Origin of the sequence: Rhizobium atlanticum, from assembly GCF_030182485.1 — a bacterium.
Lineage (GTDB): Bacteria > Pseudomonadota > Alphaproteobacteria > Rhizobiales > Rhizobiaceae > Rhizobium.
In genome coordinates, this window is sequence record NZ_JAQJCJ010000010.1 from 70404 (window position 1) to 96756 (window position 26353).

Below are 26353 nucleotides of genomic sequence, written 5' to 3' on the forward strand. Positions count from 1 at the left end.
CGTTTGCGGGGTTTCACGGGCTTGATTTGCCCGCCTTTCCCGTGATTGATGGGCACTGTTCCCATAAGAATCGGCAGCCATGTCAAAGCCCCATCAAAATTCCCTGCAGGGCATGGCAATCATGTCCGGCGCCATGTTCATTCTGCCCACCATGGATGCCATCGCCAAATATATGGCGACCTTTGAGGCGATGTCGCCGGGTCAGGTCACCTTCTATCGCTTCTTCTTCCAGATCGCCTGCACCCTGCCGATTCTCTTTGCTGTTTTTGGACGCAGGGCGCTTTCCGCAAAGCGGCCGTGGATGAATCTGCTGCGCGGCGTGTTGCACGGGGCAGCGAGCCTGCTGTTTTTTGTCGCCGTCAAATACATGCCGCTGGCCGACGTATTTGCCATCTATTTCGTCGAGCCTTTCATGCTGACCGCCATGTCGGCCCTGTTCCTTGGAGAGAAGGTCGGCTGGCGCCGCTGGATGGCGATCGCTGTCGGTTTCGGCGGCGCCATGATCGTCATCCAGCCGAGTTACGAGATTTTCGGCCTGAAGGCGCTGCTGCCGGTAGCCTGCGCCTTTCTCTTCTCGCTCTACCTTTTCCTCAATCGCGCGATCGGCGAGGCTGATTCGCCGCTCACCATGCAGACGATGGCCGGCATCGGCGGAACGATCTTCATGGCGGCCGCCCTTCTCGTCGGCAGCAGCGCCGGCAATGGGGACTTCGCCATATCCCTGCCCTCCTCCGGCCTCGGCCTTGCGCTGCTTCTCGCCCTCGGCTCGATCTCAGGATATGCGCACATGCTGGTGGTGCGAGCGTTCCGGCTTGCACCGCTGTCGCTGCTTGCCCCGTTCCAATATTTCGAGATCATCTCGGCCACCGTGCTCGGCTATGCGCTGTTCAATGATTTCCCGAATTTCTCCAAATGGATCGGCATTTTCATCATCGTCGCATCCGGCCTCTTCATCATCTGGCGAGAGCGGCTGCAGGCGCGATCGCTAAAATCTTCGTGATTCGCGCAGCAGCCGGTTAACTCCCCTTCTTGAGGGATCGTCAATGCGCAGTCGCTAAAACTGTCTCCGGCTTCATGATGAAGCCTGGAGTTAAAACATGAGCGAATTCCGTCTCGCTTTTCCGGCCTGTGTCGTGGCCGGCAAGCATCGGCTGACGGCCGAAGATATCGTGCTGCTGCGCAAACATGCTTTCCCCGAGGGGATCCGGACGTCCCAGGATGTCGTTGCAATGTTGGCGCTCAACAATTCCTGCCCCGAAAAATGTGCCGAGTGGAACGCTTTCTTCGTAGAGCAGATCGCCGGTTTCATCGTCCATTACACCTATCCGCAGGGCTCGCTTGATGAAATCAACGTTGCCTGGATCATGCGCATGTTCACGACCGACGGCAACGTCAACTCGGCGCTGGAGCTTGAGCTCATTCTTCACGTCATCGAGATTTCAACCGATGTCCCGGGTGAATTGAGAGCGCTTGCCCTCGACCAGCTTCGCCTGGCGATTACAGACGGCATCGGCGGCTATAAGCTGTCGCGCGCCGTCGACCACAAGAACATCACACGCCAGGACGTCGATTTTGCGATGCGCATTTTCAGAAGCATCGCCGCAGACGGGGTGATCGCCGTGTCGCCGCCCGAATATGGCGTCCTCCACCAGATCGAGCAGGCAACGCTGCCGGGCGCCAACCATCCGCACTGGGCCGGGATCATGGCCGCGGTCACGCTGCGCGATCGCCCGGAACCGCCCCGCAGCCGCTGGCTGCGCATCATCGACGAGGAATCGGTCGCGGAAGCGGCCGTCGCCTGACATTAAGCGGCTTAATCTCACGTCTCCCGCCTGCTGGTATCAAGCCCAATTGTGCGTTCCGGTGTTTTATGCGTAAAACTCCGGAACGCATTTCTGGGTGGAGTCTCGATGTTCAAGAAAATCCTGATCGCGAATCGCGGCGAGATTGCCTGCCGCGTGATCAAGACCGCGCGCCGCATGGGCATTTCGACCGTTGCGGTCTATTCGGACGCGGATCGGGATGCGCTGCATGTCGAAATGGCCGATGAAGCCGTCCATATCGGCCCCGCCGCAGCGTCGGAAAGCTACCTGGTCGCCGACAAGATCATCGCCGCCTGCAAGGCGACCGGCGCCGAGGCGGTGCATCCCGGTTACGGATTTCTCTCCGAGCGCGCCTCTTTCTGCGACGAGCTGGAAAAGCAGGGCATCGTCTTCATCGGCCCGAAGCCGAAGGCCATCATGGCGATGGGCGACAAGATCGAATCGAAGAAGTTCGCCAATGCGGCCGGCGTCTCCACCGTGCCCGGCCATCTCGGCATCATCGAGGACGCTGCCCGCGCGGAAAAGATCGCTGGCGGCATCGGCTATCCGGTCATGATCAAGGCGTCTGCCGGCGGCGGCGGCAAGGGCATGCGCATTGCCTGGAACGAGGCCGAGGTGCGCGACGGCTTCGAGCGCGCCCGCTCCGAGGCGAAGAGCTCCTTCGGGGACGACCGCGTCTTCATCGAGAAGTTCATCGTCGAGCCGCGCCATATCGAGATCCAGGTGCTGGCTGATGCGCATGGCAAGGTCGTCTATCTCGGCGAGCGGGAATGCTCGATCCAGCGGCGGAACCAGAAGGTGGCGGAAGAGGCGCCCTCGCCTTTCCTCGACGAAAAAACGCGCAAGGCTATGGGCGAACAATCGGTGGCGCTGGCGAAGGCCGTCGATTACCAGAGCGCCGGCACCGTCGAATTCATCGTCGACCGCGACCGCAATTTCTATTTCCTCGAAATGAACACCCGCCTGCAGGTCGAGCATCCGGTGACCGAACTCATCACCGGCATTGATCTCGTCGAACAGATGATCCGCATCGCCGCGGGAGAGCCGCTCAGCTTCAGCCAGGAGGATGTCAGACTGGACGGCTGGGCGATCGAAAGCCGGCTCTATGCCGAAGATCCATACCGCAACTTCCTGCCTTCGATCGGCCGCCTGACACGCTACCGGCCTCCGGCCGAAGGCAGGACCGGCAACATTGTCGTCCGCAACGATACCGGCGTCTACGAGGGCGCCGAGATCTCGATGTATTACGACCCGATGATCGCCAAGCTCTGCACCTGGGCGCCGACGCGCAGCGAAGCGATCGAGGCCATGGGTCGGGCGCTGGACGGCTTCGTCGTCGACGGCATCGAGCACAATGTTCCCTTCCTGTCGGCGCTGATGAAACATCCGCGCTGGCGCGAGGGCCGGCTTTCCACTGGCTTCATTGCCGAGGAATATCCTGACGGTTTCGCGCCGATGAAGCCGGACCGGCAGGAGGAAGCCATGCTTTCCGCAATCGCGCTGTCTGCCTCGCTCATCGAAGCGAACCGCCGCGAACGTTTCGCCGATCGCCTGCGCGCCGCATCGGCCACACTGCGGGAGCATTGGGTGGTCAAAACAGGAGACAGCTACGTCGCTGTCAGATTGCTCGATGGCCTCGTCACTATTCCTTTCGATATGGAGATGGAGATCGAGGGCGAAAGCCGGAGCGTTGTCACCGATTGGAGACCGGGCGATCCGGTCTGGAGCGGCAGGGTCGGCGACCAGGATATTGCGGCGCAGATCCGCCCCGTCCTCAACGGCCTGCGCATCGACTGGCAGGGACTGTCGGTGATCGCCAAGGTCTTTTCGCCGCGCCATGCGGAACTCGACAGGCTGATGCCGGTGAAGCTGCCGCCGGATACCTCTAGGCTCCTGCTCTGCCCGATGCCCGGCCTGGTCGTGTCCATCGCGGTCGCCGAGGGTCAGGAGGTCAAGGCCGGTGAGACGCTTGCGATCGTCGAGGCGATGAAGATGGAAAACGTCTTGCGCGCCGAGCGCGATCTCGTCGTCTCGAAGATCAATGCCGCCGCCGGCGAAAGCCTGGCCGTCGACGCCGTCATCATGGAATTCGCTTGAGCCCTGCTCGCCAGCCATGTCAAGCTTGGCCGATGCAAGCAGTTGGGAACCGACAAATTAGCAGGAGATAGGAAGATGGACGTTCGCGCCGCCGTAGCCGTTCAGGCTGGAAAACCGCTTGAAGTGATGACCGTGCAGCTGGAGGGGCCGAAAGCCGGCGAGGTGCTGGTGGAGGTCAAGGCGACGGGCATCTGCCATACCGACGATTTCACCCTGTCGGGCGCCGATCCGGAAGGCCTGTTTCCGGCCATCCTTGGCCATGAGGGCGCCGGCATCGTCGTCGATGTCGGCCCGGGTGTGACCTCGGTCAAGAAGGGCGACCATGTCATTCCGCTTTATACGCCGGAATGCCGCGAGTGTTATTCCTGCACATCCCGCAAAACCAATCTCTGCACCGCCATCCGCGCCACACAAGGCCAGGGCGTGATGCCGGACGGCACCTCGCGCTTCTCGATCGGCAAGGACAAGATCCATCACTATATGGGCTGCTCGACCTTCGCCAATTACACGGTGCTGCCGGAGATCGCGCTCGCCAAGATCAACCCCGACGCGCCCTTCGACAAGGTCTGCTACATCGGCTGCGGCGTCACCACCGGCATCGGCGCCGTCATCAACACCGCCAAGGTCGAGGTCGGATCGACGGCGATCGTCTTCGGGCTTGGCGGCATCGGCCTGAACGTCATTCAGGGCCTGCGGCTTGCCGGCGCCGACATGATCATCGGCGTCGATATCAACCCGGATCGCAAGGCCTGGGGCGAGAAGTTCGGCATGACGCATTTCGTCAATCCGAAGGAGGTCGGCGACGACATCGTGCCCTATCTGGTCAACATGACCAAGCGTAACGGCGACCTGATCGGCGGCGCGGACTACACCTTCGACTGCACCGGCAACACCAAGGTCATGCGCCAGGCGCTGGAGGCCAGCCATCGCGGCTGGGGCAAATCGGTCATCATCGGCGTTGCCGGCGCCGGCCAGGAAATCTCGACGCGGCCGTTCCAGCTGGTCACCGGCCGCAACTGGATGGGCACGGCCTTCGGCGGCGCGCGCGGCCGCACCGACGTGCCGAAGATCGTCGACTGGTACATGCAGGGCAAGATCCAGATCGATCCGATGATCACCCACACCATGCCGCTCGAAGACATCAACAAGGGCTTCGACCTGATGCACAAGGGTGAAAGCATCCGCGGCGTGGTGGTCTATTGATGGCTGCAGCAAGCTACCGGGTCGATCTGAGGACTCTCGATGAGCTCCCCGCGCGGGAGCTCTACGACCTCCTGCGAATGCGGGTCGATGTCTTCGTCGTCGAGCAGAACTGTCCCTATCCGGAACTCGACGGCAAGGACATCGATGCCCTGCATCTCAGACTGCTGGAGGGCGGTGACCTCCTGGCGGCGGCGCGGATCCTCAAACCGCATGAGCCGCAGGACCCGTCCAAGATCGGCCGCGTCGTCGTCTCGCCTGCCCATCGCGGCAAACGTCTGGGCGACGCATTGATGCGTGAATCGATCACCGCCTGTGAGCGGCGTTATCCGGCAAACCCGATTGCCTTGTCAGCGCAGGCCCATCTGCGCCGCTTCTACGAATCCTTCGGCTTTGTCGGGACGTCGCAGGAATATCTGGAAGACGGCATTCCCCATATCGATATGGTCAGACGGCCGGCCATTCAGATGGCATGAGGACACCGCCATGATCTATGTCGACGCCGATGCCTGCCCGGTGAAGCCGGAGATCCTGAAGGTTGCCGAACGCCACGGCCTCGAAGTCACGTTCGTCGCCAATTCCGGCCTGCGCCCGTCCCGCGACCCGATGGTCCACAACGTCATCGTCTCCAATGCCTTCGATGCCGCCGATAACTGGATCGCCGAGCGCGCCGGCGCCGGCGACGTCGTCGTTACCGCCGACGTGCCGCTTGCAGTGCGCTGCGTCGCCGCCGGCGCCTTCGTCAGCGGTCCGACCGGGCGTGTCTTCGACGAGACTAATATCGGCATGGCGAGCGCCATGCGCGATCTCGGTGCGCATTTGCGCGAAACCGGGGAAAGCAAAGGTTACAACGCCGCCTTCAGCCCGAAAGACCGCTCGCGATTCCTCGAAACTTTCGATCGCCTCTGCCGCCGTGCCAAGAGCCTTTCCGCCGAGGCCGGCGGCCAGTCATGACCTCTTTGGCGGCCGGCAAGAAACGGGTGGCATGGCAGCCATGCCGATTCCTACCTTGAAGACAGCCGTTACCTCACTGATATAGGCACTATCGCAGACGACTGCGGCGTCCTGAGGATGCAACCGTCGCGGGGACGGCCTCGCTCTTGAACAAGGAGAGGCGTATGGCCTGGTTTCTGCTTTTTCTCGCTGGCCTTTTCGAATGTGGCTGGGCGATCGGCCTTAAATACACCGAGGGTTTCACGCGGCCGCTGCCGACGGCGCTGACCGTCATTTCCATGGTGGTGAGCGTCGTCCTGCTCGGCCTGGCGGTGAAGTACCTGCCGATCGGCACCGCTTATGCGGTATGGACCGGCATCGGCACGGTCGGCACCGTGCTCCTGGGCATTTGGCTGCTCGGCGATGGGGCAAGTGTCTCCCGTCTTGCCTGTATTGCACTGATCGTCGCCGGCATCACCGGCCTCAAGCTCACCGCCTGATTCCGAAACGCTGCGGGGCGCGGAAACGCCCCGCAAACAATGTTCATTTCAAGCCGTCTTCCGGTTATCGACGGCAAGGGCGCCGGGACCGGAGAAGAACAGGTAAAGGAAGACGAAGCAGAACAGGATTGCCGCGTCACCCTGGTTGACGGCCGGGAAGAAGCTGTTGGGTGCATGCGCCATGAAATAGGCAACCGCCATTTCGCCCGCCAGCAGGAAGGCCACAGGCCGCGTCAGCAGGCCGACGAGAATGAGGATGCCGCCGACCAGTTCCAGAAGGGCCGCAAACAACATCAGCGGCGGCAGCGAACCTGACATTTGTGACGCCGGAAAGCCGAAAAGCTTCATCGTGCCGTGCTCGATGAACAGCAGCGCGGTGATGATTCTGAGAGCGGCTAGCCCATAGGGGCGATAGGCCGAAAGACGCTCGAAAGTTGACATTAACCTCTCCATTAAAGAAATTGCAGCCGAGCGTTAGCCCGTCCCCGGCCGCGATTGAACACACGGATCGCTGACGGCCGTTCACTTTTTCGACAGCAGGCAACGCGGCCAGATATCAGAGCGGGATGTTGTCGTGTTTTTTCCAGGGATTGGCGAGATCCTTGTTGCGCAGCATCTTCAGGCCGCGCGCCAGCCGCCGCCGGGTCGAATGCGGCATGATCACCTCGTCGACATAACCGCGCTCGGCAGCGACGAAGGGCGACAGGAACCTGTCCTCGTACATTTTCGTATGGGCTGCGATCTTCTCCGGATCGGCGATATCCTTGCGGAAGATGATCTCGACGGCACCCTTGGCGCCCATCACGGCGATCTGCGCCGTCGGCCAGGCATAATTCAAATCACCCCGCAAATGTTTTGACGCCATCACGTCATAGGCGCCGCCAAAGGCCTTGCGGGTAATCACGGTGAGCTTCGGCACCGTCGCCTCGGCATAGGCGAAGAGCAGCTTGGCGCCGTGCTTGATCAGGCCCCCATATTCCTGCGCCGTGCCCGGCAGAAAGCCCGGCACGTCGACGAAAGTGACGATCGGAATGTTGAAGCAGTCGCAGAAGCGCACGAAGCGCGCCGCCTTGCGCGAGGCGTCGCTGTCGAGCACGCCGGCCAGCACCATCGGCTGGTTGGCGACGAAACCGACGGTGGAGCCCTCGACGCGGCCGAAGCCGCAGACGATGTTTTTGGCGAAGCTCTCCTGAATCTCGAAGAAATCCCCCTCATCCGCCACCTTCCGGATCAGCTCCTTGATATCGTAAGGCTTGTTGGCGCTCGGCGGCACCAGCGTATCGAGCGACGCATCGGTCTCGGTCACCGATTGGTAACATTCGATCTCCGGCAACGGCGACGTGTTCGAAAGCGGCAGGAAATCGATCAGCCGGCGCACCTGCAACAGCGTATCGACATCATTCTCATAGGCGCCGTCGGCGATCGATGAGCGTGTCGTGTGCACCGTAGCGCCGCCAAGCTCCTCAGCTGTCACCGTCTCGTTGGTCACGGTCTTCACCACATCGGGACCGGTGACGAACATGTAGGAGGTGTCGCGCACCATGAAGATGAAATCGGTCATGGCAGGCGAATAGACGTCGCCGCCGGCGCAGGGGCCCATGATCACCGAGATCTGCGGAATGACGCCCGAGGCAAGCACATTGCGCTGGAAGACTTCGGCATAACCGCCAAGCGCGGCGACCCCTTCCTGGATGCGGGCGCCGCCGGCATCGTAGATGCCGACGATCGGCGCGCGGTTCTTCAGCGCCATGTCCTGCACCTTCATGATCTTCTCGGCATGCGCTTCCGAAAGCGAGCCACCGAAGACGGTGAAGTCCTTGGCGAAGACGAAGACCGTGCGGCCGTTGACCGTGCCCCACCCGCTGACGACGCCATCGCCGGCGATACGGCTCTTATCCATGCCGAAATCGGTGGAGCGGTGCTCCACGAACATGTCGAACTCTTCGAAGGTGCCCTCGTCGAGGAAGAGGTCGATGCGCTCGCGCGCCGTCAGCTTGCCGCGCTTGTGCTGAGCATCGATCCGCTCCTTGCCACCGCCGAGACGCGCGATGCCGCGGCGGCGTTCCAGTTCTTCGAGAATTTCCTTCATGCGATCTCCCCTCGCCGCTCTCGCGGTCGATATGCGCTAGCGGCTGCGTCCGCTGAGCGAGAAAACCGAGCGGATCCGTGCAGCGACGTCCTCGGCCATGATGTCGTCGGCAAGTTTCGGGTCGGCGGCCATACTGGTTACGTCGAAAGCGCTGACGGCAATCACCGAGCCGTCGTCGACCGAAGCCGCGTCAACCCTGATTTTGGCGACGTTGCGGTCCTTTTGGAAACCGAGTCCCTTCTCAATCGAAACCACGCGAATTGTCAGCACCACCCGCGGCAGCACGGTGTCGCGCATCGTTGCATTGATGGCGGCATTGACGCGGTCGTTGATCCCGGCAAGCAGCTCGGCAGGGATGTTCGGGCCGGAGAGAACGACAGCGCTGCGCACATCATAGAGCGGTGCCTTCGGCTTGTTGGCCGAGAGGCTGCCGCAGGCCGTCAGCGCAATACAGACGAGCACGGTCCGGCAAAAACTCGACCTCAGCCAATCCATCGCAAAATCCCGCACCACCCCGTTGGAGTCGCAGATTTCGCCATAATGTCTGAGAAGGCAATATGTTTCAGGCGCTTAGGGCGAAAAAAACATCCGCTGCTGCCTTGAACTCGGCAAAGCGCTTGGCTCTTCGCTCTTCGGCTTCCTCGTCCCGCCCCCAATGCTCGATCGTCCAGTCTTCGTCGAGATGAGCAAGCGACCACGCCTCCTCCGCCGTCAGCCGGCCCTCGGCAAACGCGAGCGCCAGGATCGCCGAGCCGGTCAGCGTCGTGACCGTATGGAGGGCAGCGAGCGCCATGGGACTCTGATGCCGCGCCAGTGTCACGGCGAAGGCCGCGGTGGCCTCTCGCGGCTGTTCGTGAGGCATCACCCCTTCGACGAGGATGAAACGGGCGCCGAGATCGTGGGCCGCCCAGTCGATTACCGGGTCCCAACGCTCCCTCTGGCGCTCGACCAACAGCTCCGGCGTGTCGGCGCGGTAGCAGATGAGGTCGCTCGAGGAAAAGCGGAGAATGTCTTCGAAGATGGCCTGCGTATTGGTTGCCACGCCATCGAGCGCGGTGTTGACCAGCCGGGTCACCGGCATGGTGACCGGATCGATTTCCTCGCCCTGCCCACGCCATTCGGCGGCGACAAGCTGTGCGAGCGCCTCTGTGGGAACGGCAAGAACCTGCCGTGCCGGCGTGCGCACCGACTTGCCGTCGAGCGTGATCGCGAAGCTGCCCTCGTGATCGGCGACCGCCACGTCGGTATAGAAACGCTTCGGCAGCGGCTTCTTCATCTGGATCTGCGCCCGACGGATGGGATCGGGATGGCTCAGACCCTCGGAAAGATCGTTCAGCAGATCGCGCATGGGCTCACCTCAAGAAAAATGGCGCAATATCTCGTTCGGATGATAGGCGATCGCATCGGCGCCGTTGGCGATCAATTCATCCACGCTGGCATAGCCCCAGGCAACACCGATCGCTTTTGCGCCGGCAGCCTTTGCCATTTGCATATCGTAAACCGCATCGCCAATGACAATGGTATCGGCGGCATTCATCCCGGTTTCGTCGCAACATTCCGTCACCATGGCCGGATGCGGCTTGGAGGGGCAGTCGTCGGCGGTGCGCGCAACGACGAAATGCCTGTCGAAGCCGTGCGTGTCCATTACGAGCTTCAAACCGCGGCGGGATTTACCCGTCACCGCCCCGATCAGCAGATCCTCGCGGCCGCTGATCGCATCGATCATCTCGCGGATTCCGGCAAACAGCGGCTCCCGGTAGTCGAGATCCTGACGCACGATGGTAAACAGCGATTTGTAATGCGCCGTCATCTCGACGTCTTCCTGCTCGACGTGCGGCTTGCCCTGCATGCGGGCTATGGCGATATCCAGCGACAGGCCGATAATGGCCTTGGTGTCCTCAAATCGCGGCTCAGCCTTGCCGAACTTCTCGAAGGTGCGCCGCATGGTTTCATGGATAAGCCCGGCACTGTCGACCAAGGTGCCGTCGCAATCACAAAGCGCAAGTTTCATTCTTGGTCGTCCAGGATGGGAGCCGAATTTTCATCGAAGCCGAGCAGGTTCCAGCTCTGCACCATATGCGGCGGCAGAGGCGCGGTGACGCGCAGGCGCCCCCCTGAGGGATGCGGGATGTCGATATGGCGGGCGTGCAGGTGCAGCCGCTTCTGGATACCGCCGGGAAAATCCCAGTTCGGATCGTCGTCGAAATATTTGGGATCGCCGATGATGGGATGGCCGATGTGCAAAGCGTGAACACGAAGCTGGTGCGTGCGCCCCGTATAGGGCTCCATCTCGAGCCAGGCGAGACGCTGCGCCGCCGTCTCAATGATGCGGTAGTAGGACACGGCATGATCGGCGCCGTCTTCGCCATGCTTGGCGATGCGCATGCGGTCGCCATCAGCCGTCGGCTCTTTGACGAGCCAGGTCGAAATCTTGTCCTCACGCTTGCGCGGCACGCCTTTGACCAGAGACCAATAGGTCTTCTTCGTATCGCGCTCGCGGAAGGCGGCGGTCAGCTTCTGTGCCGCACCCCGGGTGCGGGCGATGACGAGCACGCCTGACGTATCGCGGTCGAGGCGGTGGACGAGCCGCGGCTTCTCGCCCTTCGGGCTGATCCAGGCCTCCAGCATCTGGTCGATATGCCTGGCGACGCCGGAGCCGCCCTGGACGGCAAGGCCGGGCGGTTTGTTGAGGACAATTACCTTTTCGTCCTCGTGCAGCACCATGCGTGACAGGAGGTCGAAATCCGTGGAATGTTTGAGATCCTTGCCGGCGATCGGCCCGGTTTTCAGCTTGGCGTCGACATCGAGCGGCGGCACGCGTACCGTCTGGCCGGGCTGCACGCGTGCATCCGATTTCACCCGTCCGCCGTCCACACGTATTTGGCCGGAGCGCAGCAGCTTCTGCAGCGGCCCGAAGCCCAGCCCGGGAAAATGCACCTTGAACCAGCGATCGAGCCGCATGCCCGCCTCGTCGGCTTCAACCTTGATATGTTCTATGCCAGCCATGAATAGTCTTTCGGAAATTGCAGCGCGGGCCAAGCCGGCGTTCTTGCCGCAGCCTTAGAGCATTTTCGTGCAAAACGGAAACCGGAATCAGACCAAAGCGCGCATGATGGCGAGGCCCGCGAACACGGCCGCCATCGAAAGGCCGACGCTCGCTGCTATGTAGAGGCCGCCGGCGACAGCCTCGCCGCGCTCGAAGAGCGAGATGGCATCGAGCGAGAAAGCAGAGAAGGTGGTGAAGCCGCCGAGAAAGCCGGTGATCAGCAGCAGGCGCAGTTCCATCGATGCGTTGAACTTCCGCGCGACCAGTTCGGCGAAGACACCGATGACGAAGCAGCCGACGACATTGACGGCAAGAGTGCCCCAGGGAAAGGCCGGCCCCATGAGCTTTAGCGCCCATTGGCCGACATAATATCTGAGGACGGAACCGATTGCGCCGCCCAGCGCGACAAGGAGAGCCTGAATCATAAGCCGGATTTACCTCAGTTCGGCGACGACTCCAATGGAACCGCGCGAATTCTTGCCACTCGGTAAAATGCCAATGATTTTGTTACGATAGCACCAAGACCATGCGAATATCGTGACGGCATGACGCAGCTCCTGTCCATATCGGCCAACACCGCCGCCATTGCCTTCGAATCGCTGAGGATCCCCCAGCGCGTCGCTACGAGCACGGCGGCGCGTGATGCAAAGCGCATCGCTGACCGGCAATTGAACGGCGGGGCGTCCGATCAGGCCGAGGAGCCTTCCAGCATCATCCAGTCGACGGAGGTGGCGCTCGACCTGATGGCAAAGGGCAACCAGCAACCACAGACAGGCCTGCGGCAGGCGCTGCAATCCTACGAGGATGTCTAACAGACAAGCCGCTTCGAATAGAAAGCCCGCAGCTGTAATCGCAACCGCAGGCTCTCTGTGTGAATCGGCCGGCCCTACTTGCCCTGGGCCGACAGCACCTGCAGCACCAGATCGACCTTGCCAGCTTTCTCGAAGCTCAGCGTCACCGGCACCGTGTCACCCCGTTTAAATGGCGTCTTCACCTTCTGAAACATCAGATGCAGGCCGCCGGGCTCGAGCTTGACCGTTTCGCCCGCGGCAATGGCGATGCCATCCTTCAGCTGGCGCATCCGCATGACATTGTCCTTGGTAGCCATCTCGTGGATCTGAACCTCGCCCGCCGCGGGCGAGCTGATGGAGAGCAGGCGATCATCCATCTTGCCGTTGTTCTTCACCGTGAAAAAGCCGCCGCCGACCGGCTGGCCGGGCAGCATCGCTTTGGCGAAGGCGCCGGAGATTTCGAGGTCGCCGGCCTTGACTGTGTCGCCGGCTGGCATTGCTGCCGACATGTCCATGCCGGGCATGGCGGACATTCCGGACATGTTCATCCCGGCCATATCGTCATGGTCGTGGCCATGATCATCACCGGCAACGACCTTCAGGAGCGGCGCCGGGCTTTTCAGCGCGTGCGGATCGCCGCCTTCTCCAGCCACCTGATCCCAGGCCGTGACCTTATCGCCGCACAGCTGCGTCACCGGAAAGGCAAGCGAGCTGCCGGCTTCGACGCCCGACACCTTGCCCTGGATGACGAAGGTATCGTAGAAATCATCCGAAAGATTGCCGTTCTTCCAGCGGATCTCGATGGCGCCCGTCTTCACCTTGTCGCCGTGATTGTCGTAGCTCTTCTGGTAATCGCCCTTGATCACCTCGAGTTCCCAGCCGGCCTTCGGCTGCGGCTTGGCGAAGACGAAGCCTTCCGGCAGTTTGACCCGCACTTCCGTGGTCGCCTTGCCATCGCAGCCGTGCGGCACCTGCAGCGTCGCAAGAATGGTGCTGTCGAGCTTCACCTCCTTGTCGAGGAAGGTGACATGCGCCTCGGCGCCTGCGAAGGCAGTTGCGGAAAGAAGCGCGGCAAGCGCGAAAGTCTTGATTGTTTTCATCGGATATCTCCTCGCCGGCCGCGGCCCTCTTCGGGCGAACCGGCATTTTGCGTCATAGGTTGCGGAGGCAGATCAGATGAGGGTGGGAGGTCCACGCGAATTCGGTCGGCTGACGGTACTGACGGTGACAACGGCTGCACTCTCGATTGGCGGATTGACGAGCGAGGCGAGCTTGCGCTCGAGCCACCAACCCGCATCCGGCGTCGGCAGGATCACCGATGCAGACAGCCGGCAGGCTTCGCAATTCGGCTTGAAGCCGACAGTCTTGCCTTCGGCCTCCTTCACGGTGACGCAGAGCGAGGCAAAGCTGCCGTCGGGCAGCACGTAGGCCGCGGCATCATAACCATCGGAAGCGACAGCCTGAGGCGCTTGATGGGCGAATCCGAGCAAAAGCAGGCCCAAGGCGCAAAGCATGCGCAGGAAGAGCGTCGCTTTCAGTCCTGTCTGCCGCATGAAATCCCCTTCAACAGCATGTCGCGATAGCCGTTTTCCCAGCCGAATGCAAAAGCAGATTTGCCGCAGATCGCGCCCTTCCCTGACTTTGGCGACAAAAATTTGTCAGGTCACGACATTTGGCCTTGCCAAGTGCTGCGCCCGCCGGATAATTGCGGCCAACCCTGTTGGGAGAATCCGGTGTTTGTGCCACCGGTGCCGAAGGAGCAACCGCCCCGGAAACTCTCAGGCCAAAGGACCAGCAAGGGGGCAGACGGAACTCTGGAGAGAAGCGTTTTCGAAACGCTAGCCGAAGGGATAACAATCTCAGGCAAAGGGACAGAGGGGGCTCAGGAGAGAAGCGCGCAGCCGCGCCTTCAGATTTGAGCCCGCGCCTTAATAAGAGGCGCAAACCCCGGAGGCGTCGTTTGGACGATACTGCTGCCCTCAAGAAAACCCCGCTGCATGCCCTGCATCTTTCGCTCGGCGCCCGCATGGTGCCGTTTGCTGGTTACGACATGCCAGTGCAATATCCGGCGGGCGTCATGAAGGAACATCTTCATACCCGCGCCGAGGCTGGCCTCTTCGACGTTTCCCACATGGGCCAGGTCATCGTGAAGGCGAAATCGGGCAGCTATGAGGATGCGGCGCTGGCGCTGGAAAGCCTGGTGCCGGTCGATATTCTCGGGCTCCCGGCCGGCCGCCAGCGTTACGGCTTCTTTACCGACGACACCGGCGGCATCCTCGACGATCTGATGATCACCCATGTCGACGACCACCTTTTCGTTGTCGTCAACGCCGCCTGCAAGGAGGCCGATCTGGCCCATCTGCAGACCCACATCGGCGACCAGTGCGACATCACGCTTCTGAACCGCGCCTTGATCGCGCTGCAGGGACCGCGCGCGGTCGAGGTTCTCGCCGAGCTCTGGGCCGACGTCGCGGCGATGAGATTCATGGATGTGCGCCACTGCCGGCTGCACGACGTTTCCTGCCTGGTTTCGCGCTCCGGCTATAGTGGCGAGGACGGCTTCGAAATTTCCGTCCCGGCCGACAAGGCCGAAGATGTCGCTATGCGGTTGCTCGAACATCCGGACGTCCAGGCGATCGGCCTCGGCGCCCGTGACTCGCTGCGTCTGGAAGCCGGCCTTTGCCTTTATGGCAACGATATCGATACGACCGCCTCGCCGGTCGAGGCAGCGCTCGAATGGGCTATGCAGAGGGCGCGACGCACGGGCGGGGCCCGAGCCGGCGGCTTTCCGGGCTCCGGCCGCATCCTCTCCGAACTCGAAAACGGCGCCGCCCGCCGCCGTGTCGGCCTCAAGCCGGAGGGCAAGGCGCCGGTGCGCGGCCATGCCAAGCTTTACGCCGATGCCGAAGGCAAGACTGAAATCGGCGAAGTCACATCGGGCGGCTTCGGCCCCAGCGTCGAAGGTCCCGTCGCCATGGGTTATCTGCCGATCTCCCATGCGGCGGTAGGCACCCAGGTCTACGCCGAGGTGCGTGGCAAGTTCCTGCCCGTCACCGTCTCCGCCCTGCCCTTCGTCACGCCGACTTACAAACGCTGAACCCCTGTTTCCCGAGAGGATATTTCCATGCTGAAATTTACCGCTGAACATGAATGGCTCGAACTTGACGGCGATGTCGCAACCGTCGGCATCACCACCTATGCCGTCGAACAGCTGGGCGATCTTGTCTTCGTCGAACTGCCTGAAGTGGGCAAGAGCTTCGCCAAGAACGACGACGCCGCAACCGTTGAATCCGTCAAGGCGGCCTCCGAGGTCTATTGTCCGCTCGATGGCGAGATCACCGCGGTCAACGAGGCGATCGTCGCCGACCCCTCGCTCATCAACTCCGACCCTCAAGGCGCCGGCTGGTTCTTCAAGCTGAAGCTCAAGAACCCCGCCGATGCCGATGGTCTGCTCGATGAGGCCGCCTACAAGGAGCTCACCGCGTAATGACGACGCCGACCGAATTCCAGTTCACCGATTATCAGCCCTACGATTTCGCCAATCGCCGTCACATCGGCCCCTCGCCGACCGAGATGACCGAGATGCTGAAGGTGATCGGCTATAACAGCCTCGACGGCCTAATCGACGCGACGCTGCCGCCCGCCATCCGTCAGAAGGCGCCGCTCGTCTGGGGCGCGCCGATGACCGAGCGCGAAGCGCTCGACAAACTGCGCGAGACGGCAAACAAGAACAAGGTGCTGGTCTCGTTGATCGGCCAGGGCTACTACGGCACGATCACGCCGCCGGTCATTCAGCGCAACATTCTGGAAAACCCCGCCTGGTACACGGCCTATACGCCCTATCAGCCTGAGATCAGCCAAGGCCGTCTCGAAGCGCTGCTCAACTATCAGACGATGATCTGCGACTTGACCGGCCTCGACGTCGCCAACGCCTCGCTGCTTGACGAGGCGACCGCCGCCGCCGAAGGCATGGCGATGGCCGAGCGCGTTTCGAAGTCGAAGTCGAAAGCCTTCTTCGTCGATGCCGATTGCCATCCGCAGACCATCGCCCTCATTCGCACCCGTGCCGAGCCGCTTGGCTGGCAGGTCATCGTCGGCAATCCCTTCACCGATCTCGATCCCGTCGACGTCTTTGGCGCGATCTTCCAATATCCCGGCACGCACGGTCACCTGCATGACTTCACCGGCCTGATTGCGCGCCTGCACCAGGCTGGCGCCATCGCAATCGTTGCCGCCGATATTCTCGCGCTGACGCTGCTGAAATCGCCGGGCGAGATGGGCGCCGATATAGCCGTCGGCTCTTCCCAGCGTTTTGGCGTTCCGGTCGGCTACGGCGGTCCGCACGCCGCCTATATGGCGGTCAAGGACGCCATCAAACGCTCCATGCCCGGCCGCCTCGTCGGCGTTTCCGTCGATGCTCGCGGCAACCGCGCCTATCGACTGTCGCTGCAGACCCGCGAACAGCACATCCGCCGGGAGAAAGCGACTTCCAACATCTGCACCGCCCAGGTGCTGCTTGCTGTCATGGCCTCGATGTATGCGGTCTTCCACGGTCCGAAGGGCATCAAGGCGATCGCCCAGCAGGTGCACCAGAAGGCCGTGCTGATGGCCAAGGGCCTGGAGAAACTCGGCTACAAGGTCGAGCCGGAAAGCTTCTTCGATACGATCACTGTCGATGTCGGCCATATGCAGGGCCTGATCCTACGCGCTGCCGTCGCCGAAGGCGTCAATCTGCGCAAGGTCGGCGAAACGAAGATCGGCATGAGCCTCGACGAGCGCACGCGGCCCGCGACACTCGAAGCGGTATGGCGCGCCTTCGGCGGCAATTTCGCCGTCGCGGATTTCGAGCCTTCCTACCGCCTGCCGAAGGACCTCCTCAGGACCAGCGATTATCTCACCCACCCGATCTTCCACATGAACCGGGCTGAAAGCGAGATGACGCGGTACATCCGGCGGCTCTCCGACCGTGACCTCGCGCTCGACCGCGCGATGATCCCGCTCGGCTCCTGCACGATGAAGCTCAATGCGACGGCGGAAATGCTGCCGATCACCTGGCCGGAATTTTCCGATATCCATCCCTTCGTGCCATCGGACCAGGCGCTCGGCTATCGCGAGATGCTGGATGACCTCACGGGAAAGCTATGCGCCGTCACCGGCTACGATGCCTTCTCGATGCAGCCGAATTCCGGCGCGCAAGGCGAATATGCCGGCCTGCTGACGATCCGCAACTATCATATCGCCAATGGCGACGGTCATCGCGACGTCTGCCTGATTCCGACATCGGCACACGGCACCAACCCCGCTTCCGCCCAGATGGTCGGCATGAAGGTTGTCGTCGTCAAGGTCCGTGAGAACGGCGACATCGACATGGACGACTTCCGCGCCAAGGCTGAAGAGCACGCAGCAAACCTCTCCTGCTGCATGATCACCTATCCCTCGACGCACGGCGTGTTCGAGGAGACGGTCAAGGAAATCTGCGATCTCGTGCATCAGCATGGTGGCCAGGTCTATCTCGACGGCGCCAACATGAACGCCATGGTCGGCCTGTCCCGCCCCGGTGACATCGGCTCCGACGTGTCGCACCTCAACCTGCACAAGACCTTCTGCATCCCGCATGGCGGCGGCGGCCCCGGCATGGGCCCGATCGGCGTCAAGGCGCACCTGGCGCCCTACCTCCCGGGTCATCCGGAAACCGATGGGCGGCCGGGTGCCGTATCGGCGGCGGCCTTCGGCTCGGCCTCGATCCTGCCGATCTCCTGGAGCTACTGCCTGATGATGGGCGGCGAAGGCCTGACCCAGGCGACCAAGGTGGCGATCCTCAACGCCAACTACATCGCCACCCGGCTGAAGGGCGCTTATGACGTGCTCTATAAGTCGAAGACCGGGCGCGTCGCGCATGAATGCATCATCGACACGCGTCCACTGGTCGACAGCGCAGGCGTGACCGTCGACGACGTCGCCAAGCGCCTGATCGACTGCGGCTTCCACGCACCGACCATGAGCTGGCCGGTATCAGGCACGCTGATGATCGAGCCGACGGAAAGCGAGACCAAGGCCGAGCTCGACCGCTTCTGCGAGGCGATGCTGGCGATCCGCGAGGAAGCCCGCGCCATCGAGGAAGGACGCATGGACAAGGCCAATAACCCGCTGAAAAACGCGCCGCACACCGTCGAAGACCTCGTTGGCGAATGGGATCGCCCCTACAGCCGGGAGCAGGCCTGCTTCCCACCCGGCGCCTTCCGCGTCGACAAATACTGGTCACCTGTCAACCGCGTCGACAACGTCTATGGCGACCGCAACCTCATCTGCACCTGCCCGCCGGTGGAAAACTACGCCGAAGCGGCGGAATGACATGACTTGGTAAGCCCTTCCCGACGAATTCGGGAGGGGCTGCCGACACTTCGGCCTTCCATGCACCGCTCGTGCCATCCCTGACACAGCCCTGCGAGGCACAGGGTTCAAATTTAACCTTTCTTAGCAAGTCTCTGTTAGCAATTCGAAATGGGCGGTTTTTCTTCATCGGGAATGTTGCCGTCGACCTTTGTTTTGCGTGCAGGTTCTCATGCGTCCATCGGCATTGCCAGCAATCCTCCTCGCCACCCTGATCCTGTCGGGATGCGCCGCAAGCTCCGGCGCCGAAGATGTGCTCACCCCTGTGCCGTCGGTGGAAACCACCAATGCCATCAGCAAGCCGAACGGCCCGATACCGGCTGCTGCTGTCGGCGACCCTGCGCCACAGGCAAGCCCCCCGCAGCAGGCGCTGAGCTGGACAGGGCCCGTTCCGGAGCCGCAAGCGCTCGCGCCAGCCGACAGGCCGGTCGGCATGCCGATGCCGACGGAAAGGCCTGTCGCGATGCTGATGCCCGATGCCCCGGATGTCGATCCTGACGCCGGCCCGAATTCCCCCAAACGCTCGCGAATCTATAGCCACCGCTTCCGCGATGCCAAACCGATCAACTTCGGCAGAACTTCGCCGAGAAAGCTTGCCGTGCATGGCGTCGACGTGTCGCGCTGGCAGGGCGAGATCGACTGGGAGACTTTGCGCCAGCAGGGCGCCAACTTCGTCTACATCAAGGCGACGGACGGCGGCGATCACCTCGACCCGATGTTTAAGAAGAATTGGCGCCGCGCCAAGGAAGCCGGGCTGAAACATGGCGCCTATCACTTCTTCTACTGGTGCCGGACAGCCGGCGAACAGGCCGACTGGTTCATCCGCAACGTTCCGAAGGAAGCCAACGCCCTCCCGCCCGTCATCGACGTCGAGTGGAACGGTGAGTCGAGCTGCAAGCGCCGCATCTCCCCGGCTCGGGTCCGGGAAAAGATGCAGGTCTTCATGGACAAGCTCGAGCGGCATTACGGCCAGCGCCCGATCATCTACACGGCGCCGGACTTCTATCGCGACAATCTGAAGGGCCAGATGCTTGACTATCCCTTCTGGCTGCGCTCGGTAGCCGCTCACCCCTCCAAGGTCTATCCCGGCCGCAAGTGGGTGTTCTGGCAGTATTCCGGCTCCGGCCTCTCCGACGGCGTCGACGGCAAGATCGACCTCAATGTGTTCAACGGCAGCGAAAGCGATTGGCACGACTGGGTAGCGTCGCGTTAATCTCGAAAGCCTGAAAGCCCATGTCCTTGCCTTCGTCACAACCTATAACTGTGCCAAGCACCTCAAGGCATTGCGATGGCGAACCCCCACCAGGCAATCTGCGATTCAGTCTCGTGCCGTTCTTGGAGATGATCTTCTCCGCCACTTTCCGAAACTTCTCATCGAATATCTCACCACCATTGGCGTCCGCGAAATCTGCGCGCAACTGTTCGAGTCGGTTTTTGTCCCACACCATGCGCATATGTCTCCGCTTCGGTTCCGTCAGCCGACAAAGGGGTTGAGAAGGTAATTGGTATCGTTGTAGCAATTGCCATCAAAGAGAAATCGACATGATCGCTGCAAAACCCAATTTACGTGTTTCCCGACTCTCGGCCCCGCCCATTCCTTCCGTCATCGCCTGGAGCCGCGAATATAAAGGAAACAAGGGGTCGCTCATCGATCTATCGCAAGCCGTACCCGGCTATCCCGCCCATCCGGAGATGCTTCGCCTGCTTGCCGAGGCGGCCGGACAGCAGGCGATGACAGGCTACGGTCCGATCGAAGGCGAGCCCCTGTTACGCAAGGCCTATGCAGCACATCTCGCCGCGCTTTACGGCGCCGACCTTTCCGAAGGGAATATCCACATCACCGCCGGCTGCAATCAGGCGTTCATGTGCGCGGCGATCGCCCTTGCTGGCGCGGGCGATACGGTGGCTCTCACCAATCCCTTCTATTTCAATCACGATACGACGCTGTCGATGCTGGGGATCGGACGTCGATTGGTTGAGTGCGATCCTGGCAGCGGTTTTCTGCCTAATCCGAGTTCGACCGAAGCAGCACTTGCTGCCGGCGCCAAGGTGCTGGCAGTCGTCTCACCCAATAATCCCACCGGAGCGGTATATCCGCCAAGCCTGCTGCACGAGCTTTTTGTTCTTTGCCGGAAGTATGGCACCTGGCTGATCCTTGATGAAACCTATCGCGATTTCCTGGGCGAGGATTACGGCCGGCCGCACTCACTCCTGTCCGAGCCGGGTTGGGAGGAAACGGTCGTCCTTCTTTACAGTTTTTCGAAATCCTTTTGCATCCCCGGCCACAGGCTGGGTGCGATCACGGCAGGACCCAAGCTCGTCGCCGAGATCGCCAAGGTGATGGACAATATGCAGATATGCGCACCGCGCTCGGCTCAGATCGCCGTCGCATCGGCTATCCCCGCGCTTGCCGATTGGCGGGCCTGCAACCGGGTGGAAATCGCGCGCCGGGCGGATGCGTTAAAGCTGGTCTTTTCCAGCTTGCATGATTGGGAAATAGGAGCGATCGGCGCCTATTTCGCCTTCGTCCGCCACCCTTTCGCCGATCGATCATCTTCAGAGGTCGCCGAAAGACTCGCCAGGGAATCGGGCATCGTCTGTTTGCCGGGCGCCTATTTCGGCGAGAGACAAGAGCATTACCTCAGACTTGCCTTTGCCAATGCGGATGTTGCCTCGATAGGGCTATTGTCGGAGCGGCTCCGCTAGAACGCGGCAATCGACCTCCGCCGGAGTTCACGATAGCCGCCGCGCCAATAGATGAGCGGCCCTATGCCTTGTCGGACTTGGACAGCGCAAATATGTCCGATCAGGATCGCATGGGAATGATGGTGGAATGCCGTTTCGAGCCTGCAGTCCAGCACGGTAAGAGCGTTTTCGAGAACGGGCGCGCCAGTCCTGAGGCGATACCATCCCGCATTACCGAAGCGTTCGATGCCCTTGCGTCCGTCGAAACCTGCAAATGATTGCGCCACCTGCTGCTGGTCGGCCGCGAGCACGTTGACACAGAAACAGCCGTACCGCTGCAATATCGGCCACGAGGAAGATGCGCGGTTGACACTGACGATGACCGAGGGCACCTCCGCCGAAAATGAAGAGACCGACGTTGCGGTGAAGCCGGTGTGGTTTTTTCCGTCGCCGACCGTGACCACGCTGACTGCACCCGCCAGATTACGCATCGAAAGCTTGAAATCTGCTTCGCTGATCAAAGCCGCGGCACTCATCGGGCCGGCGTCCGCGTTTCGGCAAAACGATTTGCCGGCATTGAAAGACCGAGGTTTTCGCGCAGGGTCCTTCCCTCATATTCCTCGCGGAACAGACCGCGGCGGCGAAGCTCGGGCAGGACGAACCTCACGAAATCGTCGAGGCTGGACGGCAGGGTCGGGAACATCAGGATAAAGCCATCGGCGGCCCGCGTCTCGAACCATTCCTCCATAAAGTCGGCGATCTGGGTGGGCGTGCCTGTAATGCCATTTCCGGTATGCTTCTCGGCATAGTGCCGGATGAGCTCGCCGACGGTGTGGCCGCTCCTGACGAAACCGACCAATTCGTCGAACAAGGCGCGTGAACCCTTCGGCACCGCCGGAAGTCGATCCATGGGGAAGGGCTTATCGAGCGGCACGTCGCGCAAGTCCGCTTCCAGGAATTCGGAAAGCATCAACCGGCCGACATCAGGATGCATCTTGTCGATCAGATAATCGACCTTCGCCTTTGCCTCGGCTTCCGTTTCACCGACGTTGAGAACGATGCCCGGCATGATCTTCAGGTCGTCGGCATTGCGCCCATAGGCCGGCATGCGGCTTTTGACGTTTTCGTAGAAGGCCCTGTTCCGCTCGATATTCGACGCAAGGCTGAAAACGATCTCGGCAGTGCGCGCCGCCATGTCCATTCCGGGTTCCGAACCGCCGGCCTGGGCGATGACGGGACGGCCCTGGGGCGTTCGCGCAATGTTGAGGGGTCCGCGGACCTGGAAATGCTTGCCTTTGTGATTGAGCGTGTGGTGCTTGTCCTTGTCATAATAGACACCGTTTTCGCGGTCGAGAAGCAGAGCACCTTCCTCGAAGCTGTCCCAAAGCCCGAAAACGACATCGACGAATTCGTTGCCTCGCTCATAGCGTAGCGCGTGCGGATCAAGTCCCTCGCGATTGAAGTTGTAGCCGGTTTCGTCATGGTCGGAGGTGACGACGTTCCAGCAGACGCGCCCGTTGCTCAGGTGGTCGATCGAGGCGAACAGGCGGGCGACATTGTATGGCTCGTAATAACTTGTCGACACCGTCGCAACGAGACCGAGATTGCTGGTCGTGACCGCCAATGCTGATAGCAGTGAGAGGGGTTCGAAGCGATTCATCTTGGTCGGAATACGGGCAAGCGCATTAGGATCACCGACGGCGGCAGCCGGAGAATCCGCCATGAACATGAAATCGAACTTGGCCGCCTCGGATCGTTTGGCGACATCGAGCAGATGGGCGAAGTCATTGGCGCCGCCGACATCGCTGGCCGGATGCAGCCATGAGGCCGGATGAAAGCCGAAAGTGTAGACGAAGGTCCCAAGTTTCATCTTGTCAGTTCGCGCCATCGAGCTCCCCCCTTATGCATGCTGCCGATTGAAGGTGGCGCTCAAATTATCACCGGGCGCAAATTTTCATCAACATCGCGGCGCTAAGGTCCGTTTTAGATTTTCTAAAACGTTCATTTGGGCGCTGACACCAAAGCCTGCTGACGGGAAATGGCGACGAGCCAGTCGCGGAATTCGCGGCCGCGCGGCTTTTGCAGTGCCGCGCGGTCCCAGGCCAGAAAGTAGCTTTCGCGCAGCGGCATCCGCATGTCGACGGGAGTGACGAGCGTCTGCGCCTCGAGCTCATCTGATATCATCGACATCTGCGCGAGGACGACGCCGCGCTTGTTGACGGCTGCATCGATCGCGCTGCTCGACAGGGTAAAGGAGAGGCCTGGCGTCGACGCGTCGAACGGTATACCGGCCTTGGCCGCAAACTCCGCCCAGCTTGGGTAAGGCGTGAAGTGCCTTTCCCACTCGACATGCAGGAGCGGTTGCTCAAAGAGATCCCGGGCCGCGTGCGCGCGATCCTGCATCAGCGACGGCGAGCAGACAGGCACGACCCAATCGCGAAACAGTTCCGTATAATGGTCGTGCTGCAGGACGTCCGACCCGTAGCTTACGCGGAAATCGACATCGTCGAAACCGATCCTGGGCTCCTTGTCCCGTCCAATAATTCTCACTTGAACATCGGGGTGAAGCGCCTGCCAGTCGAAGATTCGCCTGCCGATCCATCTGTTGACGACGGAAGAAAGCGCGCTAAGGACCAGCGGCGTTTCGTTGCGTGCCCTTTCCAACAACTGCTGAGCGAATGCAAATTGCTCAAATCCCTTCGAAATCTCCTGATGATAAAGCCGGCCCCAGGCGGTCAGCTCAACGGTTCGCCCGCTCCGCTCCAGTAGCGAAACTCCGAGAAAACTTTCGATCTTGTGAATTTGCTGGCTGATTGCCCCCGGCGAGACCTTGAGCTCCAGTGCCGCAGCCGTCACGCCGCCGCAACGCCCCACTGCCTCGAAGGCTTGCAGACCCTTGAGCGGGATCGTCTTGAAGCGCTCATCGATCACTTGCAGAACCTCCCGTGGTGTGCGCCAACTCAATTTGCCATCGGATGAAACGTCCCTGCGAACTGGAACCGGTCGCCTGGATGGGTAATCTCGACATATGTCACCGTCCGGCCGTTCTGCCAGGTCTGCCGGATTAGGCTAAGGCACGCCTGGCCTCTTTCTGTCTCCAGCATTCGCGCCGTCGCCGGATCGGCCGAGACGGCGCGGATGACGTGTTTGGCCTTGGACCAGGGAACTTCTGCAAGCAGCCATTTGCCGGGCGGGATCGAGGCGAAGCTCTCGTCACGCGCACGGGGGACGGCGTCGAGCATGATGATCCGCCGTTCGATGGCATAGGGTTTGCCGTCCACCATATGTAGGCATTGAAGCCTAAGTATCTCCGCATCGGGGGCTTCCGACAGCTGTTGTGCGTCCGTTTCTCCAAGGCGTTCGACTTTACGTGTGAGAAGCTCGAAGCGGTGTTCGTGCCCGGCCAGTTCCGCTTCGGTGCTGATATCCTGAATATCCATTACCGTGCGGTCGATCTGGGGCGATGCAACAAACGAACCGGTCTTGCGCCTTCTGACGATCATGCCGCGCTCGACCAGAGCCGACAGTGCCTTGCTGACAGTCATGCGCGAGCATTGATATTCCGCCACCAGTTCATGCTCTACGGGAATACGGTCGCCAGGCCGCCAATCGCCGCTGATGATCTTCGCCTCGATATCTCTGAAAATACGCTGATAAATCGACAACAAGTCCACACCTCGTTCGGCGCCACGATCAAAGTGCCGGAGCGGTCGCGTCACATCGGCAAAGATCGCCGCAACCCGGCACAAATTTTGCGTTCCTCGACTTTTACATTGACACTCTAGGCCAGCCTATATCTATTTGTATAGTCAAAAGCGGAGCATAAAAATCCGCGCATTGAAATCAAGATCGGGAACAAAACTCCTCCGCCGGGGGAATAAAACTGGAGAGATGATCATGAAGGCAAATTCACTGCTGAAGGGTCTGGTTGGCGCTGCGTTCCTATTAGGAGCAGCCGTTTCCTCCCACGCAGCCGATACGCTGGCGGCCGTCAAGGCAGCCGGCACGCTCAAGGTTGGCACAGAAACGGCTTTCGCACCGTTCGACTATATCGATGCTGGTGAACATACGGGCCTGAACGTCGACCTTTTTGCCGAGATCGGCAAGGAACTTGGCGTGAAGATCGAGTGGGTGGCACTTCCGTGGGACGGCGTCTTCCCCGCGCTTGAGGCCGGCAAGTTCGATGTCGTCGCAGGTCCAGCAACGATCACTAAGAAGCGCATGGAGCGCTATCGCTTCACGCCGCCGATCGCCGAAGCGACGATTGCCATCCTCAAGAAGGCCGGCGACACGACGATCAGCAAGCCGGAAGACATTGCCGGCAAGACGATTGGTGTCGGCAAGGCAACTGCCCAGCTCGACCAGCTGAAGGAATTCTCCGACACGCTGCCGACCAAAGTCGATGTACGCGAATATCCTGCCTTCACTGAGACCTACGCCGATCTCGCAGCCGGCCGTATTGCCGGCGTTGCCAATTCGCTCCCGAACATCGCCTTTGTCGCCAGCCAGCGAAAGGGCACTTTCGAAGTCGTCCTGCCGCCTTTCGGAAAGAAGTCCTATTTCGGCTTCATCGGTCTCAAGGACGCCGATCACGCCCCGCTGATGGACGCGATCGATGCCGCGATGCTCAAGATAAAGGCAGACGGGCGTATGGCGGAGCTGCAAAAGAAGTGGTTCGGTGCGTCTTTCGACACGCCTGACGCTGTCAAAGATCCGGCATTCTGATCATTGCCGGTGAAATGCCCGCGCCCCGCCATCGGTCGGGGCGCAATTTGCCGTGGAACAGACGTCACGGCCGC

The 26353-nt window shown here is 61.2% G+C and carries 26 protein-coding genes, 2 pseudogenes and 2 riboswitches; of the genes and pseudogenes, 14 read left to right on the forward strand and 14 right to left on the reverse strand.

Features of this window, described 5'->3' with window-relative positions:
* The first annotated feature begins 79 nt into the window (after positions 1–79).
* The 7 genes from PH551_RS16015 (at position 80) to sugE (ending at position 6553) form a co-directional block, all read left to right on the forward strand.
* Positions 80–1000: a DMT family transporter gene (locus tag PH551_RS16015; RefSeq protein WP_097599307.1), complete on the forward strand. Its 921-nt coding sequence runs from the start codon at positions 80–82 to the stop codon at positions 998–1000.
* Positions 1001–1097: 97 nt separating this feature from the next.
* Entirely contained in the window at positions 1098–1802 is a 705-nt protein-coding gene (locus tag PH551_RS16020) for a hypothetical protein (protein WP_285193720.1), read from the forward strand.
* A gap of 108 nt (positions 1803–1910) precedes the next feature.
* Positions 1911–3920, forward strand: coding sequence for an acetyl-CoA carboxylase biotin carboxylase subunit (locus PH551_RS16025; RefSeq protein ID WP_285193721.1), 2010 nt, complete (start codon positions 1911–1913; stop codon positions 3918–3920).
* A 75-nt stretch (positions 3921–3995) separates the two neighbouring features.
* The gene (locus PH551_RS16030; RefSeq protein WP_285193722.1) at positions 3996–5123 is read left to right on the forward strand and encodes an S-(hydroxymethyl)glutathione dehydrogenase/class III alcohol dehydrogenase; all 1128 of its coding nucleotides are present in this window, start codon (positions 3996–3998) and stop codon (positions 5121–5123) included.
* On the forward strand, positions 5123–5596 hold the full coding sequence (locus PH551_RS16035) for a GNAT family N-acetyltransferase (protein WP_285193723.1): 474 nt from the start codon (positions 5123–5125) through the stop codon (positions 5594–5596). Before PH551_RS16030 ends, PH551_RS16035 begins: the two co-directional genes overlap by 1 nt.
* A 10-nt stretch (positions 5597–5606) precedes the next feature.
* Positions 5607–6074 (forward strand): YaiI/YqxD family protein, encoded by a 468-nt coding sequence (locus tag PH551_RS16040; protein ID WP_285193724.1) that lies wholly within the window; start codon positions 5607–5609, stop codon positions 6072–6074.
* 164 nt (positions 6075–6238) lie between these two features.
* Complete coding sequence (gene sugE, locus PH551_RS16045) at positions 6239–6553, forward strand: quaternary ammonium compound efflux SMR transporter SugE (RefSeq protein WP_097599301.1); 315 nt, start codon at positions 6239–6241, stop codon at positions 6551–6553.
* 48 nt (positions 6554–6601) lie between these two features.
* Here sugE and PH551_RS16050 read toward each other — a convergent pair whose 3' ends face one another.
* The 7 genes from PH551_RS16050 to crcB all read right to left on the reverse strand — a co-directional run bounded on the left by PH551_RS16050 (position 6602) and on the right by crcB (position 12113).
* The gene (locus PH551_RS16050) at positions 6602–6994 is read right to left on the reverse strand and encodes a DoxX family protein (protein WP_097599300.1); all 393 of its coding nucleotides are present in this window, start codon (positions 6992–6994) and stop codon (positions 6602–6604) included.
* Positions 6995–7109: 115 nt separating this feature from the next.
* Positions 7110–8642 carry an acyl-CoA carboxylase subunit beta gene (locus PH551_RS16055; RefSeq protein ID WP_285193725.1) on the reverse strand — a complete coding sequence of 511 codons (1533 nt, stop codon included), beginning with the start codon at positions 8640–8642 and terminating at the stop codon, positions 7110–7112.
* 36 nt (positions 8643–8678) lie between these two features.
* Positions 8679–9137: a calponin homology domain-containing protein gene (locus PH551_RS16060; RefSeq protein WP_285193726.1), complete on the reverse strand. Its 459-nt coding sequence runs from the start codon at positions 9135–9137 to the stop codon at positions 8679–8681.
* Positions 9138–9204: 67 nt separating this feature from the next.
* Positions 9205–9990, reverse strand: a complete 786-nt coding sequence (locus tag PH551_RS16065; RefSeq protein WP_285193727.1) for an ATP12 family chaperone protein — start codon at positions 9988–9990, stop codon at positions 9205–9207.
* A 9-nt stretch (positions 9991–9999) separates the two neighbouring features.
* A complete protein-coding gene (locus PH551_RS16070) occupies positions 10000–10653 on the reverse strand; it encodes an HAD-IA family hydrolase (protein ID WP_285193728.1) in 654 nt (217 codons plus the stop codon).
* On the reverse strand, positions 10650–11648 hold the full coding sequence (locus PH551_RS16075) for an RluA family pseudouridine synthase (RefSeq protein WP_285193729.1): 999 nt from the start codon (positions 11646–11648) through the stop codon (positions 10650–10652). Before PH551_RS16075 ends, PH551_RS16070 begins: the two co-directional genes overlap by 4 nt.
* An 87-nt stretch (positions 11649–11735) precedes the next feature.
* Positions 11736–12113, reverse strand: coding sequence for a fluoride efflux transporter CrcB (gene crcB, locus PH551_RS16080; RefSeq protein WP_097599297.1), 378 nt, complete (start codon positions 12111–12113; stop codon positions 11736–11738).
* 120 nt (positions 12114–12233) lie between these two features.
* On the opposite strand from crcB, the gene PH551_RS16085 reads away from it, so the two are divergent.
* Positions 12234–12500, forward strand: a complete 267-nt coding sequence (locus PH551_RS16085) for a hypothetical protein (protein WP_085778270.1) — start codon at positions 12234–12236, stop codon at positions 12498–12500.
* 74 nt (positions 12501–12574) lie between these two features.
* Here the strand turns inward: PH551_RS16085 and PH551_RS16090 are convergent, their stop codons facing one another.
* Positions 12575–13579, reverse strand: a complete 1005-nt coding sequence (locus PH551_RS16090) for a copper chaperone PCu(A)C domain-containing protein (protein WP_285193730.1) — start codon at positions 13577–13579, stop codon at positions 12575–12577.
* Positions 13580–13651: 72 nt separating this feature from the next.
* Positions 13652–14032 carry a hypothetical protein gene (locus tag PH551_RS16095; protein WP_285193731.1) on the reverse strand — a complete coding sequence of 127 codons (381 nt, stop codon included), beginning with the start codon at positions 14030–14032 and terminating at the stop codon, positions 13652–13654.
* 158 nt (positions 14033–14190) lie between these two features.
* A riboswitch (glycine riboswitch) is annotated at positions 14191–14283 on the forward strand.
* Positions 14284–14364: riboswitch (glycine riboswitch) on the forward strand.
* Positions 14365–14439: 75 nt separating this feature from the next.
* On the opposite strand from PH551_RS16095, the gene gcvT reads away from it, so the two are divergent.
* The 4 genes from gcvT (at position 14440) to PH551_RS16115 (ending at position 20082) form a co-directional block, all read left to right on the forward strand.
* The gene (gene gcvT, locus PH551_RS16100) at positions 14440–15576 is read left to right on the forward strand and encodes a glycine cleavage system aminomethyltransferase GcvT (protein WP_285193732.1); all 1137 of its coding nucleotides are present in this window, start codon (positions 14440–14442) and stop codon (positions 15574–15576) included.
* A gap of 27 nt (positions 15577–15603) precedes the next feature.
* A complete protein-coding gene (gcvH, locus tag PH551_RS16105; protein WP_064802805.1) occupies positions 15604–15966 on the forward strand; it encodes a glycine cleavage system protein GcvH in 363 nt (120 codons plus the stop codon).
* A complete protein-coding gene (gcvP, locus tag PH551_RS16110) occupies positions 15966–18830 on the forward strand; it encodes an aminomethyl-transferring glycine dehydrogenase (protein WP_285193733.1) in 2865 nt (954 codons plus the stop codon). The genes gcvH and gcvP overlap by 1 nt, the downstream gene beginning before the upstream one ends.
* Positions 18831–19041: 211 nt before the next feature.
* Positions 19042–20082, forward strand: a complete 1041-nt coding sequence (locus PH551_RS16115; protein WP_285193734.1) for a glycoside hydrolase family 25 protein — start codon at positions 19042–19044, stop codon at positions 20080–20082.
* Positions 20083–20155: 73 nt separating this feature from the next.
* Here the strand turns inward: PH551_RS16115 and PH551_RS16120 are convergent.
* Positions 20156–20317, reverse strand: a pseudogene (locus PH551_RS16120) (agmatinase); the annotation flags it as partial.
* A 94-nt stretch (positions 20318–20411) separates the two neighbouring features.
* On the opposite strand from PH551_RS16120, the gene PH551_RS16125 reads away from it, so the two are divergent.
* Positions 20412–21575 carry an aminotransferase gene (locus PH551_RS16125; RefSeq protein ID WP_285193735.1) on the forward strand — a complete coding sequence of 388 codons (1164 nt, stop codon included), beginning with the start codon at positions 20412–20414 and terminating at the stop codon, positions 21573–21575.
* Here PH551_RS16125 and PH551_RS16130 read toward each other — a convergent pair.
* From PH551_RS16130 to hutC, 4 genes and pseudogenes are all read right to left on the reverse strand, one after another.
* Positions 21552–22090: pseudogene (locus PH551_RS16130) on the reverse strand (flavin reductase family protein). The gene PH551_RS16125 and the pseudogene PH551_RS16130 sit on opposite strands and share 24 nt — an antisense overlap.
* On the reverse strand, positions 22087–23442 hold the full coding sequence (locus tag PH551_RS16135; protein ID WP_285193736.1) for an LLM class flavin-dependent oxidoreductase: 1356 nt from the start codon (positions 23440–23442) through the stop codon (positions 22087–22089). The pseudogene PH551_RS16130 and the gene PH551_RS16135 overlap by 4 nt, the downstream one beginning before the upstream one ends.
* Before the next feature lie 113 nt (positions 23443–23555).
* Entirely contained in the window at positions 23556–24485 is a 930-nt protein-coding gene (locus PH551_RS16140; RefSeq protein ID WP_285193737.1) for a LysR substrate-binding domain-containing protein, read from the reverse strand.
* Between the two features lie 29 nt (positions 24486–24514).
* Complete coding sequence (gene hutC / locus PH551_RS16145; RefSeq protein ID WP_285193738.1) at positions 24515–25222, reverse strand: histidine utilization transcriptional repressor HutC; 708 nt, start codon at positions 25220–25222, stop codon at positions 24515–24517.
* A gap of 229 nt (positions 25223–25451) precedes the next feature.
* Between hutC and PH551_RS16150 the strand changes: the two genes are divergently transcribed.
* Complete coding sequence (locus PH551_RS16150; RefSeq protein ID WP_285193739.1) at positions 25452–26279, forward strand: transporter substrate-binding domain-containing protein; 828 nt, start codon at positions 25452–25454, stop codon at positions 26277–26279.
* Positions 26280–26353: the final 74 nt, after the last annotated feature.